General features: G+C 59.8%; 12 protein-coding genes. 6 read left to right on the forward strand and 6 right to left on the reverse strand.

Translation table 11 applies throughout. The features are described from left to right. Nucleotides 1–150 precede the first annotated feature (150 nt). The gene (locus ACURWW_RS10615; protein ID WP_445617291.1) at nucleotides 151–531 is read right to left on the reverse strand and encodes a VOC family protein; all 381 of its coding nucleotides are present in this window, start codon (nucleotides 529–531) and stop codon (nucleotides 151–153) included. An 81-nt stretch (nucleotides 532–612) separates the two neighbouring features. After that, the gene (locus ACURWW_RS10620) at nucleotides 613–1,629 is read right to left on the reverse strand and encodes a DUF2235 domain-containing protein (RefSeq protein ID WP_445617290.1); all 1,017 of its coding nucleotides are present in this window, start codon (nucleotides 1,627–1,629) and stop codon (nucleotides 613–615) included. A gap of 224 nt (nucleotides 1,630–1,853) precedes the next feature. On the opposite strand from ACURWW_RS10620, the gene ACURWW_RS10625 reads away from it, so the two are divergent. Continuing rightward, nucleotides 1,854–2,333 carry an SRPBCC family protein gene (locus tag ACURWW_RS10625; protein ID WP_445617289.1) on the forward strand — a complete coding sequence of 160 codons (480 nt, stop codon included), beginning with the start codon at nucleotides 1,854–1,856 and terminating at the stop codon, nucleotides 2,331–2,333. Between the two features lie 26 nt (nucleotides 2,334–2,359). On the opposite strand, the gene ACURWW_RS10630 is transcribed toward ACURWW_RS10625, so the two are convergent. Both ACURWW_RS10630 and ACURWW_RS10635 read right to left on the reverse strand, forming a co-directional pair. Beyond that, the gene (locus ACURWW_RS10630; protein ID WP_445617288.1) at nucleotides 2,360–3,229 is read right to left on the reverse strand and encodes a universal stress protein; all 870 of its coding nucleotides are present in this window, start codon (nucleotides 3,227–3,229) and stop codon (nucleotides 2,360–2,362) included. Nucleotides 3,230–3,255: 26 nt separating this feature from the next. Next, nucleotides 3,256–4,746, reverse strand: a complete 1,491-nt coding sequence (locus ACURWW_RS10635) for a SulP family inorganic anion transporter (protein ID WP_445617287.1) — start codon at nucleotides 4,744–4,746, stop codon at nucleotides 3,256–3,258. A 391-nt stretch (nucleotides 4,747–5,137) separates the two neighbouring features. Between ACURWW_RS10635 and traF the strand changes: the two genes are divergently transcribed. After that, a complete protein-coding gene (gene traF, locus ACURWW_RS10640; RefSeq protein WP_445617286.1) occupies nucleotides 5,138–6,280 on the forward strand; it encodes a conjugal transfer protein TraF in 1,143 nt (380 codons plus the stop codon). A 150-nt stretch (nucleotides 6,281–6,430) separates the two neighbouring features. Here the strand turns inward: traF and pta are convergent, their stop codons facing one another. Together pta and ACURWW_RS10650 are read right to left on the reverse strand one after the other, a co-directional pair. Then, nucleotides 6,431–8,572, reverse strand: coding sequence for a phosphate acetyltransferase (gene pta, locus ACURWW_RS10645; protein ID WP_445617285.1), 2,142 nt, complete (start codon nucleotides 8,570–8,572; stop codon nucleotides 6,431–6,433). Nucleotides 8,573–8,625: 53 nt separating this feature from the next. Next, nucleotides 8,626–9,816: an acetate/propionate family kinase gene (locus ACURWW_RS10650; protein ID WP_445617284.1), complete on the reverse strand. Its 1,191-nt coding sequence runs from the start codon at nucleotides 9,814–9,816 to the stop codon at nucleotides 8,626–8,628. Nucleotides 9,817–10,130: 314 nt separating this feature from the next. On the opposite strand from ACURWW_RS10650, the gene ACURWW_RS10655 reads away from it, so the two are divergent. The 4 genes from ACURWW_RS10655 to ACURWW_RS10670 are packed head-to-tail and all read left to right on the forward strand — an operon-like array spanning nucleotide 10,131 to nucleotide 12,559. Next, on the forward strand, nucleotides 10,131–10,688 hold the full coding sequence (locus tag ACURWW_RS10655) for a GspH/FimT family protein (RefSeq protein WP_445617283.1): 558 nt from the start codon (nucleotides 10,131–10,133) through the stop codon (nucleotides 10,686–10,688). 10 nt (nucleotides 10,689–10,698) lie between these two features. Next, nucleotides 10,699–11,301 (forward strand): type IV pilus modification protein PilV, encoded by a 603-nt coding sequence (gene pilV, locus ACURWW_RS10660; protein WP_445617282.1) that lies wholly within the window; start codon nucleotides 10,699–10,701, stop codon nucleotides 11,299–11,301. Then, the gene (locus tag ACURWW_RS10665) at nucleotides 11,298–12,068 is read left to right on the forward strand and encodes a PilW family protein (RefSeq protein WP_445617281.1); all 771 of its coding nucleotides are present in this window, start codon (nucleotides 11,298–11,300) and stop codon (nucleotides 12,066–12,068) included. The genes pilV and ACURWW_RS10665 overlap by 4 nt, the downstream gene beginning before the upstream one ends. Before the next feature lie 5 nt (nucleotides 12,069–12,073). Then, nucleotides 12,074–12,559, forward strand: coding sequence for a PilX N-terminal domain-containing pilus assembly protein (locus ACURWW_RS10670; RefSeq protein ID WP_445617280.1), 486 nt, complete (start codon nucleotides 12,074–12,076; stop codon nucleotides 12,557–12,559). The last annotated feature ends 7 nt before the right edge of the window (nucleotides 12,560–12,566 follow it).

The raw sequence follows: 12,566 nt of genomic DNA on the forward strand, positions 1-12,566 counted from the left end.
ATTCAAGTGATGTAGGGCGTGCGGTCGGCCGGTCCTCTGTTGGTCAGGACCACGACGCTGAACACGGCGCTGGCCCTTGCGATGCGCTCGGCCCAACGTGGTAATAAGCCTGGCAGAGCCGTTCGGATGGCGCATTCGGCTGCGTTCCAATCATCGATTGGCAGGATCGGATTCGGAAACGAGATGAATAATATTGGCCGGGCTGGACAACCAGAACGCCCTGAATCCCTCGGGCAGCGGTTCGATTTCGTCGCGGCGAGCACACTCGTTCTCTTTCAGGTAATCCGCTGCCCCGTCCAGGTCATTTGTTACCACCTCCAGCCACAATTCGGCCTGGCTGATACCGGGCACCCGGTCCAGCCAGAGGACCTTGTCGCCGAACTCGAAACGAGGTGTGTGGTTCCCGGTGGCATCGTTGGGCGTGAGCTCTTTGAATCCGAGTACCTGGCGATAAAAACGCAGGGTTTGATCATACTCGTGAGAGGGCACCTTCATGGCGATATTTCGCCCGGGCTTGAAATCTGGTTTCATTTTCATCTCCGCACATTGTTGGGGTAAGAGCAGTTTGGTGGCAGGTGTACACGGGTGACAGGCTGCGGGCCGGGTCCGGCGTCAATCCACAACCTCGATCTTTGACCAATCTCCATCGACGCTGTCCAGAAGACTGCGCAGGGCGCGACTTTTGTGGCGATATCCATGGGCGTTTCTGTCCCAGCGCTTCTTTACTGATGTATGAAGCGGCCCTTCGATCGTTCGAACATGTTTGCCCCGCGCCAGATAGATGCCCTTGCGCTCGTTGTGCTGTTTGTCGAAGGCGGTATTGCGGCTGACTTTAAGGCAGTGGGGCTCGAAGGTCAGCCCGCAGGCATCCGCTTCCTTGAGAATCCAGCGACCCGCGCAATGACTGAGCTGTCCGTCCTGGTAACCTCCACCCACGTCGGAATGAACGCCCGCAAACCAGACTTGCTTCAGGTCCAGCCCTTCCTTTGGAGTCCAGAGGGTTGGGGTAAAGTCCTCCCGATCCTCATCGATGGACAGCGCGTGCCGGGCGTGTCGGACTATTTTGCTGGGTTCGCAGTCGTGGAAGAGAAAGTCCCGCTCCCCCAGTGTTCCCCAGAACGGCACCGGAATGCCCAGCGCTCCCACAGTGTCCCATACGCCCACGAATTCCACGTGGGTCAGGTCCGCCACCGCATAACGCTTGCGAAACTGCCTGGCCTGGGCGCTGTTGGGCCCGCTGGAGGCGGGCCGCTTGCGGTAAAGTTTGTAGGCGGCGGGGATCTTGTCGGCGTTTTCGCGCTTCAACAGCCCGGCGTTGCGAATGAAGCCGGCCAGGGAGCGCACCGTATAGGCACCGCGGCTGAAACCGAAGAAGTAGAGTTGGTCGCCAGCGTTGTAATTGTGAACGATGAAGCGATAGCAATCCTGAATGTTCTTGTCGATCCCTTCACCGCGGATACCGCCGCTGAGCTGTTTGCGATCCGTCCCGACGCCCCAATCGTAGAAGGCGATCTGCTCGACGCCATCCACATGGGGCATCACCGCTCGGGCCATCTGCAGCACGTTGGTGGCACCGCCCTGCTCAGGTGAGTTCCAGGTGCCGTCGGCAAATATGCAGATCCTTTTCATGGCTGTTCCTGACGTCCTTATGGTGGCTCCAAGAGTATTGGAAATGGCCGCGCTTGTGCAATACGAAGGTAAGCACCAGTGGGGGGGCTCCACAGGAGCCGAGCTCCTGTCGTGGCCTGTACATGGAGGCCTGCGCCATTCTTTCCCGGCCGGTCTTGACAGAGCGGTAGTGCCTTGCCTAACTCGCCCCTGGCAAAGCGCATACGCGTTTCGAGGAGAGGGTAATGGAGCGACCGCATTTCAACTACGTCATCTATATCGCAAGTACACCGGAAAAGGTCTGGCAGGCACTGACCACCGGTGAGCATCACCGGCATTACTGGGGTGGTCGTCACATGGAGTCTGACTGGCGACCGGGCTCCCCGTTGAAGCTGGTTCGGGACGGTGGCGAAGTGGAATGGGAAGGAGAGGTGTTGGCGGCTGAAGCACCCCGCCGGCTTTGTTTCACCGTTCGGTTCCTGGCCGATGACGAATTGCCGGAGTACGAGGGTGAAAGCGTCGGGTTGGAGAAGCACGAACCGCCGTCCCGGGTGGTGATCGAAATCAGCGAATACATGGGCCAGACCCGGCTCAACCTCGAACATAATGGCTTCGAGCCCGGCAGCCGTTTGTATCAGGGGGTCAGTTACAGCTGGCCGGCGGTCTTGTCAGGGCTGAAAACCTGGCTGGAGACAGGGGCGGTATTGTTTCCGCACTTTCCCTGAGCCAGGGCTGGGGTATCTCGGCATTATCAACGCAGCAACAGTAACGGCACTTCGCTGTTGCTGATCATCTTGGAGGTGTTGCTGCCCACAAAAAACTGCCGAATGCGCGAGTGGCCGTAAGCCCCCATTACGATCAGGTCCAGGTGATTGTCGCGCTGATAACCCAATAGCACATCCTGCACATCCCCTTCGAGAATGTGAGCGGAAACTTCAAACCCGGCCTCAGTTAACTTATTTGTTGCTGCGTCCAGCTGTCGTTGGCGCTCGCTGGTTTCCGTGTCCACCATAATCAGGTGGCAGGCCAGGCCCTTCAGCAGCGGACTGGACGCGACCATGTCCAGAGCCTTTTCCGAGGTGGCACTGCCGTCGTAGGCAATCATGAAGCACCGGGGTGACTTGAATTCGGGCACGGCGATGAGGATGGGGCGATCCACCGTGCGCACCACGTTTTCCAGATGCGAGCCGATACTGTGTACAGCGTTCTCGTGCCCTTCGCCCAGCCGGCCCATGACCAGCAGGCGCGTACTCTCTGACAGTTCCAACAGGGTTTCCACAAGGCTCCCATGGCGTTGCAGTTTGGAAACCTCGAGGGCGTCGTGCTCCCCGGCGCGAGCGGCAGCGGCATCCAGCATGTGCTTGCCGTGTTCCAGAGCCAGCTTGCCGCGCCGCTCATCCAGTGCGATCAGCTCTTCCAACAGGTGTTCGCGGCTGCCGAGCCCGATGTTGCCGGAAAGATTCGGGTTTCCCGCGGGCTCCGTGGTGGGGTATTCGGATTTGTCGAGCACGTGCAGGAGCTGCAGCGGCGCCTGAAGCCGTTGGCTGGCCCAGACTCCGGAGTCGCAGACGGCAGTGGAAATGGCGGAACCATCAATACAGGTGAGCACGGCCTTTGTCATTATTGTCTCCTCATTCCCGCTAATCGTTAATGCCCGGCCAGCAGTTTTTCCACTTCTTCCGGTTTGTCGTGAACCCCAAAGCGATCCACGATGGTGGTGCTCGCTTCGTTCATGCCAATTACTTCCACATGGGTTCCCTCGCGCCGGAATTTGATCACCACCTTGTCCAGCGCGGACACGGCGGTAATGTCCCAGAAATGGGCCTGCGACACATCAATGATGACACGCTCCAATACCTCTTTGAAGTCGAATGCATCAATAAAGCTGTTGGCCGACGCGAAAAACACCTGGCCGACAACGGTGTAACGACGCTGGGCGCCTTCGTCCTCGCTGGCGCTTCTGACCAGCATGAAACGGCCGATCTTGTTGGCAAAGAACAACGCAGCCAGCAGGACTCCCACAAGCACGCCGATGGCCAGGTTATGGGTCGCGACTACGACCACGACGGTGGAGACCATAACGATGCTTGACGACAACGGATGAGTTTTCAGATTTCGCAGCGATTCCCAGGAGAAGGTGCCGATGGACACCATGATCATCACGGCCACCAGAGCCGCCATGGGAATCTGCCGGATCCACTCATCGAGAAAGACCACCATGATGATCAGGAACAGCCCTGCCGTGAAGGTGGACAGGCGCCCGCGACCGCCGGACTTTACGTTGATAATGGACTGGCCGATCATGGCGCAGCCCGCCATGCCGCCCATCAGACCGGCGCCAATGTTGGCGACGCCCTGGCCCTTGCACTCGCGGTTCTTGTCGCTGTTGGTGTCGGTGAGGTCATCGACAATGGTGGCGGTCATCATGGATTCCAGTAAACCCACCACCGCCAGGGCGACTGAATAGGGGAAGATGATGGCCAGGGTTTCCAGATTCAGGGGGACCTCGGGCCAGAGGAAGATCGGCAGAGTATCCGGCAGCTCGCCCATGTCCCCGACGGTGCGAATATCCAGCCCCATGAATATGGCTACGGCCGTCAGCCCTACAATGCAGACCAGGGGCGAAGGCAGGAGTTTGCCCACAAAGGGGACCAGGGGCAGCAGGTAGATGATGGCAAGTCCCGCCGCGGTCATGGCGTAGACCGGCCAGCTTGCATCAGTAAGCTCCGGCAACTGAGCCATGAAGATGAGAATCGCCAGCGCGTTGACAAAGCCCGTGACCACCGAACGGGACACGAAGCGCATCAGGCTGCCCAATTTCAGAAAGCCTGCGCCGATCTGCAGCACGCCGGTCAGGAGTGTGGCGGCGAGCAAATATTGGAGACCGTGATCCTTGACCAGCGTGACCATTAACAGGGCCATGGCGCCGGTGGCCGCCGAAATCATCCCGGGGCGGCCTCCGGTGAAGGCGACCACCACCGCAATACAAAAGGAGGCATAAAGCCCCACTTTGGGGTCCACTCCGGCGATGATGGAGAAGGCGATGGCCTCCGGGATCAGCGCAAGAGCTACCACGATTCCCGCCAGGGAATCGCCTCTGATATTTCCGATCCAGTCTCGTTTCCAGGTTTCCAGCATGTTCATTCCTGATGTTTGGGATGCGCCGGACAGCGGCGCTTGCTCGGTTCAAGGGCCCGCAAAGATGCGGACTCCCCCTCAGCCACGGATGCAAAGGTTCCGGGCGGCTGCGGGTCCGAGGGCGTTTTCAGTGGGATATGTAACTAACGGGGAAGCGGGTGCGCTAAGGCGGGGTGATCGTCACGGAGTACTGCCCAAAAAAAAGCGCGCGAGCCTATCACAAACCATCAGGACCCACAACGCAGCGGCTGGTCAGAGGCGTTCTGGCAGCTACGTTTCGTTTTGTTAAGGCACTGGCGACTTGGCTGATCGCAGTTATGCTTATTTGGATGCCAACTTTTTGGCAGATTTTCGACTCAGGTCACAGTTTTATTCGATCGAAGGACTACTGATGGTCAAGAAGACGCTTGCAGCTTCCATCCTGCTGATTGCCACGGGCAGTTTTGCCCAGGCCAATACGTTTAACGGCAAAACCACTGCTATGTCGGATACCGGCGTAGCCACTTCCAGCTACCTGGAGGGTATGAACCTCAATCCGGCGGCCCTGGCCACCTTTGAGGGAAACGACGATTTCAATCTTCATCTGAATGGGGGAGCCCTGGGCTCGGATGAGGATGATCTGCTGGATAACGCGGAGGACCTCACCGATGCTCTGGACCGTCTGGACGGACAGTTGATCGGTCAGGCCGAGGTGGACGAGGTCATTTTTCAGCTCCGGGAAATCAGCGGCAAGACCGCGGTGGTGGAGGCCGGTGCAGGCCTTTACATGAACATCCCCACCAATCTGATTTCGGTGGGGCTGTTTGGCCGATCCCAGATGTCTGTGGGGGTGATTTCCCAGGTGGACGAGGGCGACATTGCCCTGCTGGAGAATGCGGTCGGGTCCATGACTCCCTTTGACTCAGATGACCTTAACAGCTCCGTAATGGCGCTGGGCGCCATGGTGACGGAGGCGGGTCTGACTTTCGCGCGTCAGGTTGGCCCTGTTTCGGTGGGAGTGACGCCCAAGCATCAGAAGGTGGAGATCATCGAGTACGTCGCCCATGTGAACAATTTCGACGAAGACGACTTCGACGCGGATGACTATCTGACTGAAGACTCCAACTTCAATGTGGATTTGGGCCTGCAGGCGGCGTTCGGCAACTGGCAGTTGGGGGCAACCCTGGCCAATGCGCTGGAGGAGGATTATGAATCCATATCCGGACGGATTGTGACCATTGAACCGCGGGTAACCGTGGGTGCCGGCTACCGCAACAGCTGGCTGACCGCCGCGCTGGATGTGGATGCGAACTCCACGGCAAACCTGATCACCCGTGAGGAGTCCCGTTTTGCCCGTGTGGGTATCGAGATGGATGCCTTTGGCTGGGCGCAGCTTCGGTTCGGATACAAGTCGGATCTGGAGTCCGTGCTCGACGATACCGTGTCTGTCGGTTTGGGTCTGAGCCCATTTGGCGTCATCAATCTGGACATTGCGGCTGTATCCGGTGAGAACGACACCGTCGGCGCGGCCCTGCAACTGGGATTCTCGTTCTGACAGCCTGTTGAAGAATCATTTTTGCAAGCCTTAAATGCTGAACATGGACGTTCGGCTCGCGAATCAAACGTTCCCCATTCGCAAAGCAAACCTCAAAAAAACACCCAAGCTGCCAATCCCGGCCATCGGCTGTGTGCCGGACGGCCGAGCTCAGCCGCCAAGCTGTCCTGCCTGAATTCCCGTAATCGCTATTGTATAGATGATGTCGTCCACCGACGCCCCGCGTGAGAGGTCGTTCACCGGTTTGCGCAAACCTTGCAACATGGGGCCAATGCTCACCACGTTGGCACTGCGCTGCACGGCTTTGTAAGTCGTGTTGCCCGTGTTCAGGTCCGGGAATATGAACACGGTGGCGCGACCCGCGACCGGGCTGTCCGGCGCCTTGCTCCTGGCTACACTCGCAATGGCGGCCGCGTCGTATTGCAGGGGGCCGTCGATCAGCAGATCCGGCCGGCGCTCCCGAGCGATCCGGGTTGCCTCTCTGACTTTGTCCACATCCTGACCGCGACCGGACGCGCCGGTGCTGTAGCTGATCATGGCAACCCGCGGTTCGATGCCGAAGGCAATGGCAGACTCCGCGCTTTGGATGGCGATGTCCGCCAGTTGCTCAGCATTTGGGTCCGGATTGATGGCGCAGTCCCCATACACCAGCACCTGCTGGGGAAGCAGCATGAAAAACACCGACGAGACCAGGCGCGCACCCTCGTGAGTCTTGATCAACTGCAGCGCGGGCCGCACGGTGTTTGCGGTGGTGTGTACCGCGCCGGAGACGAGCCCGTCCGCTTCGTCCTCCGCAACCATAACGGTGCCGAGTACCACGTTGTCCTCAAGCATGGCCTCGGCCAGGGTGCTGCCCAGTTCCTTGGGGCGGCGCAACCTGATCAGTGCATCCACATAGCTCGAACGCACCTGGGCCGGGTCGATGATCTCAATGCTGTCCGGCAGGGTCAGCCCCAAGGATCCCGCTACGTCCTCGATTTCCACCGGGTCGCCCAGCAGAACACAATGAGCCAGCCCCCGTTCCTCGCAGGTGGCGGCCGCTTGCAGGGTGCGCGGTTCATTCCCTTCGGGCAGCACGATGCGCTTGTGGTATTTCCTCGCCCGCTCGGATACCAGGTAGCGGAACGCGGGCGGTGAAAGAGTGCTCTGGCGGGGAACCTTCAAGTGCTCCCGCAGCCACTCCGCGTCGATGCGCGATGACACGGTATCCATCGCGTTCTCGATGCGCTCCGGGTCGTCGATGGGAATGGCCGTCGAAAGATTCGCAAGCCGGTGAGCGGTTTCATAGGTGTTGGTGTGTGCCTGCAAAACAGGCAGTCCGGTGTCCAGCGCGCGGCGACACAATTCCCGCACCCGTTCGTCCGGCAGCATGCCGCCCGTGAGCATGAGTCCGGCCAATGGCACACCGTTGAGTGCAGCCACGGCAACGGTAACAACAATGTCCTCGCGGTCCCCCGGCGTGACCAGCAGTGTGCCGGGCCTGAGGGTGTGGATCATGTTGCGAATGCTGCGCGCGCACACGGTGACCCGCTGAATGCGACGGGTATGTATCTCACCTTCGTGTAACACGGACACCTTCAGTTCCCGAACCAGGTCCGATGCCCGCGGCGCCAGCAACTCCGGTTGCCACGGTATGGTGGCCAGCAGTCGGAAATGCCCCTGGCTGAAACTGCTGCATTGGGCTGCGTAATCGAATGCTTCCCGCACCTGATCCGGGTCGTTGCGGCGCAGGAACTCGGAGCGCTCAGGCTCGCCCACCTTGTTCAGGATCACTCCCACCACGTTGCTCTCGGTGGGGCTGGCGAACAACCGGGCGGAGAAATCCAGTTCCTCGTCAACTGCCTGCGGCGAACGGTTGCGCGGAGCGCTCAACAGAATAACTTCCGAGCCCAGGTTACGGGCGATCTCTACATTGAGGCGGGCGATGTAGGCTTCCCCCGAATCCATCCCCAGCGCTTCGATGATGACCACATCCACCGTGCTGGCGACTTTCTGGTATTCACCCACCACACGCTCCATGAGCAGGTCGGACTGGCCACGGTTGAGCAGGCGCTGGGCCTCTTTCAGGGACAGAGGGTCCGGTGGCTCCAGTCCGCTGCGATCCCGTGCGAAGGCCACCGACGAATCCCGGCTGCCGTTGTGTTCCAACTCGCCCCGATTTACGGACTGGCTGAAAGGCTTGTAAAAACCCACGCTGACCCCGACCCGTTGCAAGGACCGGAGCAGTCCCAGGCACACTGAAGTGAGCCCTGCCTCTCGGGATGCGGGAACAACCAGAAGGTTCTTTGCCATGGGAAGTGTCCTTGTCAATTCATTCAATACAGTTCGCGGGGGTACGCGTCCAGCTAACTCGACGCAGCGAGCGCCTCTTGAGCAATCACCTTTTCCTCATCGGTGGGGATCACCAGAACCGGGAAGCGGCTGTTTGGGCTGTGAATCCGGGCTTCGCTTTCACGTCCGTGATGGTCGTTGGCCCGGGCATCGAGCGCGAAGCCGAGGAGCTTGAGGCGGGCCACAGTCTTGCGCCGCACCAGTGGGCTGTTTTCCCCGATGCCGCCCGTGAAAACCAACGCATCCAAGTTATCGAGGGAGGCCATCATGGCCGCCACGTACTTGGCCAGCCGGAAGCAGAAGATATCGATGGCCAGGGCTGAGGCTTCGTGGCCGTCTTCCGCCAGTCCGGCCAGAGTTCGCATGTCGTTGCTGCGCCCGGACAGGCCCAGCAGACCACTTTCCTGATTCAGAATCCGGTGTAGTTCGCGGGCGCTCATGCCCTTGCTGTCGAGAAAGTCGAACAGCCCCGGGTCGATGTCACCGCTGCGGGTGCCCATCACCAGTCCTTCCAGCGGCGTCAGTCCCATGCTGGTATCGACGCTGCGTCCCTTGCTGACGGCGCAGACGCTGCACCCGTTGCCCAGGTGGGCGGACACAATGGAGGTTTCCTCCAGCGGCTTTCCCAGCAAGCGGGCCGCTTCGCTCGCCATGTAGGCATGGCTCGTTCCATGAAAGCCGTAGCGGCGCACGCCCCATTCTTCGTAAAAGCGACGCGGCAGTGCGTATAGATAGGCGTGCGGAGGAAGTGTCTGATGGAAGGCCGTATCGAATACGACCACCTGAGGCGCTTCGGGAAAAAGGGCAGAGGCCGCTTCGATCCCGGCCAGGTTCACCGGGTTGTGAAGGGGCGCAAGCGCCTCGCAGCCCTTGATGCTGCCCAGAACATCCGCATCGATCCGGGCAGCCTCCCGAAAGGTCTCGCCCCCATGGACCACTCGATGGCCAATGGCCACCGGTGATCGATCTAACAGACCTGCCTCGCGAAGATGGGCCACCAACTGGGCGAAGGCGCTTTTATGGTCGCCGGGGGGAGAAAGCTCAAAGGTGACCTCGGTTCCGACGTCGCCGGTTACGCGCGCATATGGCCGGTCCCGGCCCAGGCGTTCCGCAAGGGCAGACCGGAGCTTTTTCAACTCCGGCGAAAACAGCGCCAGTTTCAGAGAGGAGCTGCCGCAATTCACTACCAGAATCGGTGCTTCCATTAACTGTTCCAGTGATGGGATGAATGGCGTCCATCTTATCAGTGGGAATCACTTGTTGGGACAGGCAAGTGACGGGCCCGTTCGGGCAAGCGACGGGCCCGTTCGCCTGCAACCGGTGTCAACCTTATTGCTGAGGCAGACCTTGTTTCCTTGTGGCTGATCCGGGCTGCCGTACAACTGCGCCGCCGATTCCCCGTCCAGCCGTTTTGCGGCCACTCATCCTCTGCAGCGGCTCGTTTATCTCGGCAAGCTGGCGCCCTCACTCAGCCTTGTCATAATCCGCCTCGACTCCAATGAGAGAAGTACGGATCGCCATGAAACCCAGCGCAAAACCGTTCACGCCACAATTACGACCGTCCGCCGGTCTGACGCTGATCGAATTGATGGTGGTGCTCTTGCTGCTCGGCATTGTTCTCGGCATTGGCGCGCCTTCCATGCGCACGGTGATCGAGGACAATCGCCTGTCGGCGCAGCGCCGGGTGCTGCTGGGTGCGCTCAACCTGGCCCGCAGCGAGGCGGTTCATCGCAACAAGACCATCACCCTTTCCCACAACAGCGCCACCGCGGGCGATTGGTCGGACGGGTTGCGGATTTACACCGACGAAGCCGCGGGGGGCAATACCGCCTACGACAGTGATGATGATGTGCTGATCAAGGAGATTGATTCCTTTGGCGGCAATGGAATCACGGTCAAGTCCAGCGAAGCCGGCGAGAATCACCTCAGCTTCCGTCCCAACGGCATGCTCAACGAGAGCGGCAAAACGGTCACCTTCGCCATTTGCGACGGACGTGGCGCAACCGAGGGTACGGCGGTCACCGTCTCGCTTTCCGGTCGCGCGGATGTGAGCGGCACGGCGACCTGCGACCCCTGAGACTTTTCATATGAACGCAATCGGCACACACCTTAATCGACACGAGAACGGGCTGACCCTTATCGAAGTGCTGGTAACGGTCCTGGTCATGAGCATTGGTCTCATGGGACTTGCGGCTTTGCAGATGAACACCTTGAAAGAGAGTGTGGATGTGTCGCGACAGACGCACGGAACCTGGCTGGTGGACGAACTGGCAGCCAGGATGCGGGTGAACCAGGCCGGTTTGGGGAGCGGCTATACCACCGCGGCGGCGAAGCCCAAATTGTGCGAAACCGCCCCCGCCAAACAGTGCGCCGACTACAACTCCGGTAGTGCGAAGGTCAACGCGGCCAACAACTGCTCCGCCAACGAGATGGCCGAATTCGATGTATGGCAGGTAGCCTGCGGCTACGCTCTGGCAAATATCGACTCCAACAACGCCGACAGCATCGACATTACGGACTACGACATCACCTGCGACGACAGCGACCCGGGCGACGCCATCGATTGCTCACCGCTGTCTCCCTTCACCATCAAGCTCACCTGGAAGCTGCGCGCCGCGGGTGATGCCAACGAGAAGCAGTCGATAACTCTGGACACCACACAAACCATCGAGCAGATCGTCATCCCATGAGTACAACGGCCCTGAACCGTCAATCCGGACTCACCCTCGTTGAGCTAATGATTGCCCTTGCGCTCAGCCTGGTGGTCGCCACTGCAACAATCCAGATGTTCGTGGGTACGCGGCAAACCCAGGGGCTGAACGACGAAATCAATCGGTTGCAGGAGAACGCCCGATTTGCCCTCGAGATTCTAACGGAGAACATCCGCCTCGCCGGCTACACCGGGCCGAACTACGTGGGCGCGCTGCCCGCCTACTTCCTGCAGGATGCCTGCGACACGTTTGATCCCTGCACCGACGACGGGGGCGCCAGCAACAGTGACCGCATCGCAGTGCAGTTCAATCCGCCCCCTGACGATGGCACCGAGACGGATTGTACCGGCGCGGTTGTTCCCGCCGATGTGGTAATCGCCAACGTCTACCACATCACCAGTGCGGGCGGCGTCAACAGCCTTAGCTGCCGGGGCTACAACGTGGACACCGGAAGCTGGGTCGCAGCCGCCCAGCCCATCATCAGTGGTATCGACAGCATGCAGGTTCAATACGGCCTCGATGCGAGTGGCGATGGCGCAACGGCGTTCGTCTCCGCCGACCGGGTTACGGACTGGAACGAGGTCGTGGCCGTACGCATCGGGTTGTTGGTCAATGCCGGGAGCGGTACCGGGAGTGGGGAAACGGTGAGCAAGGATTATGTGCTGCTGGATGCGAACAAACTCACCTTCAACGACAAGCTTGCGCGGCAGATCTACACCACAACCGCCGCCATTCACAACAGGTAGGAGCTATGAAACGCTTTCAGTTGATTCCGCCAGTTTCGCAACAGCGTGGAGCCGCGTTGATCGTTTGCCTGATCCTGCTTCTGATTCTGACCATTACCGGTACTGCCGCGATCGAAGACCTCAGTCTGCAAACCAACATGGCCCGCAACAGCCAGTTTCATATGCAGGCTTTTCATACTGCGGCCAGTGAAATCAACGGGCAACTTATCAAGTTGGGCAGCAACGAGGCGCCGCTGACATCTGCCATGACGTCAGCAACCGGAGTACTCCAACTCACCGGAAGTGAGATAGTCATGTCCGCCACGGACACACCCTTCGAGCAGGAAGTAGCTGTTCGATACGAAGGATACGCTGGCTCGGCCCCCGGATGTCGACTGGATGTATGCGCCGGCTATCACTTCGAGATGGATAGTACCGCGAAACTCGAGAACTCCGGGACCCGATCGGAGCAGGTCCAGGGCCTGCTGTTTACTGGTCCAGCGACCAATTGAAGGGGGA

Source organism: Gilvimarinus sp. F26214L (assembly GCF_054401055.1).

Bases quoted from the DNA above. Each gene is read 5' to 3' on its own strand.
- ACURWW_RS10665 (WP_445617281.1), top strand. From the start codon at position 11,298: ATGAGTACAACGGCCCTGAACCGTCAATCCGGACTCACCCTCGTTGAG.
- ACURWW_RS10615 (WP_445617291.1), bottom strand. From the start codon at position 531: ATGAAACCAGATTTCAAGCCCGGGCGAAATATCGCCATGAAGGTGCCC.
- ACURWW_RS10655 (WP_445617283.1), top strand. From the start codon at position 10,131: ATGAAACCCAGCGCAAAACCGTTCACGCCACAATTACGACCGTCCGCC.
- ACURWW_RS10650 (WP_445617284.1), bottom strand. From the start codon at position 9,816: ATGGAAGCACCGATTCTGGTAGTGAATTGCGGCAGCTCCTCTCTGAAA.
- pta (WP_445617285.1), bottom strand. From the start codon at position 8,572: ATGGCAAAGAACCTTCTGGTTGTTCCCGCATCCCGAGAGGCAGGGCTC.
- ACURWW_RS10620 (WP_445617290.1), bottom strand. From the start codon at position 1,629: ATGAAAAGGATCTGCATATTTGCCGACGGCACCTGGAACTCACCTGAG.
- traF (WP_445617286.1), top strand. From the start codon at position 5,138: ATGGTCAAGAAGACGCTTGCAGCTTCCATCCTGCTGATTGCCACGGGC.
- pilV (WP_445617282.1), top strand. From the start codon at position 10,699: ATGAACGCAATCGGCACACACCTTAATCGACACGAGAACGGGCTGACC.
- ACURWW_RS10630 (WP_445617288.1), bottom strand. From the start codon at position 3,229: ATGACAAAGGCCGTGCTCACCTGTATTGATGGTTCCGCCATTTCCACT.
- ACURWW_RS10625 (WP_445617289.1), top strand. From the start codon at position 1,854: ATGGAGCGACCGCATTTCAACTACGTCATCTATATCGCAAGTACACCG.
- ACURWW_RS10635 (WP_445617287.1), bottom strand. From the start codon at position 4,746: ATGCTGGAAACCTGGAAACGAGACTGGATCGGAAATATCAGAGGCGAT.
- ACURWW_RS10670 (WP_445617280.1), top strand. From the start codon at position 12,074: ATGAAACGCTTTCAGTTGATTCCGCCAGTTTCGCAACAGCGTGGAGCC.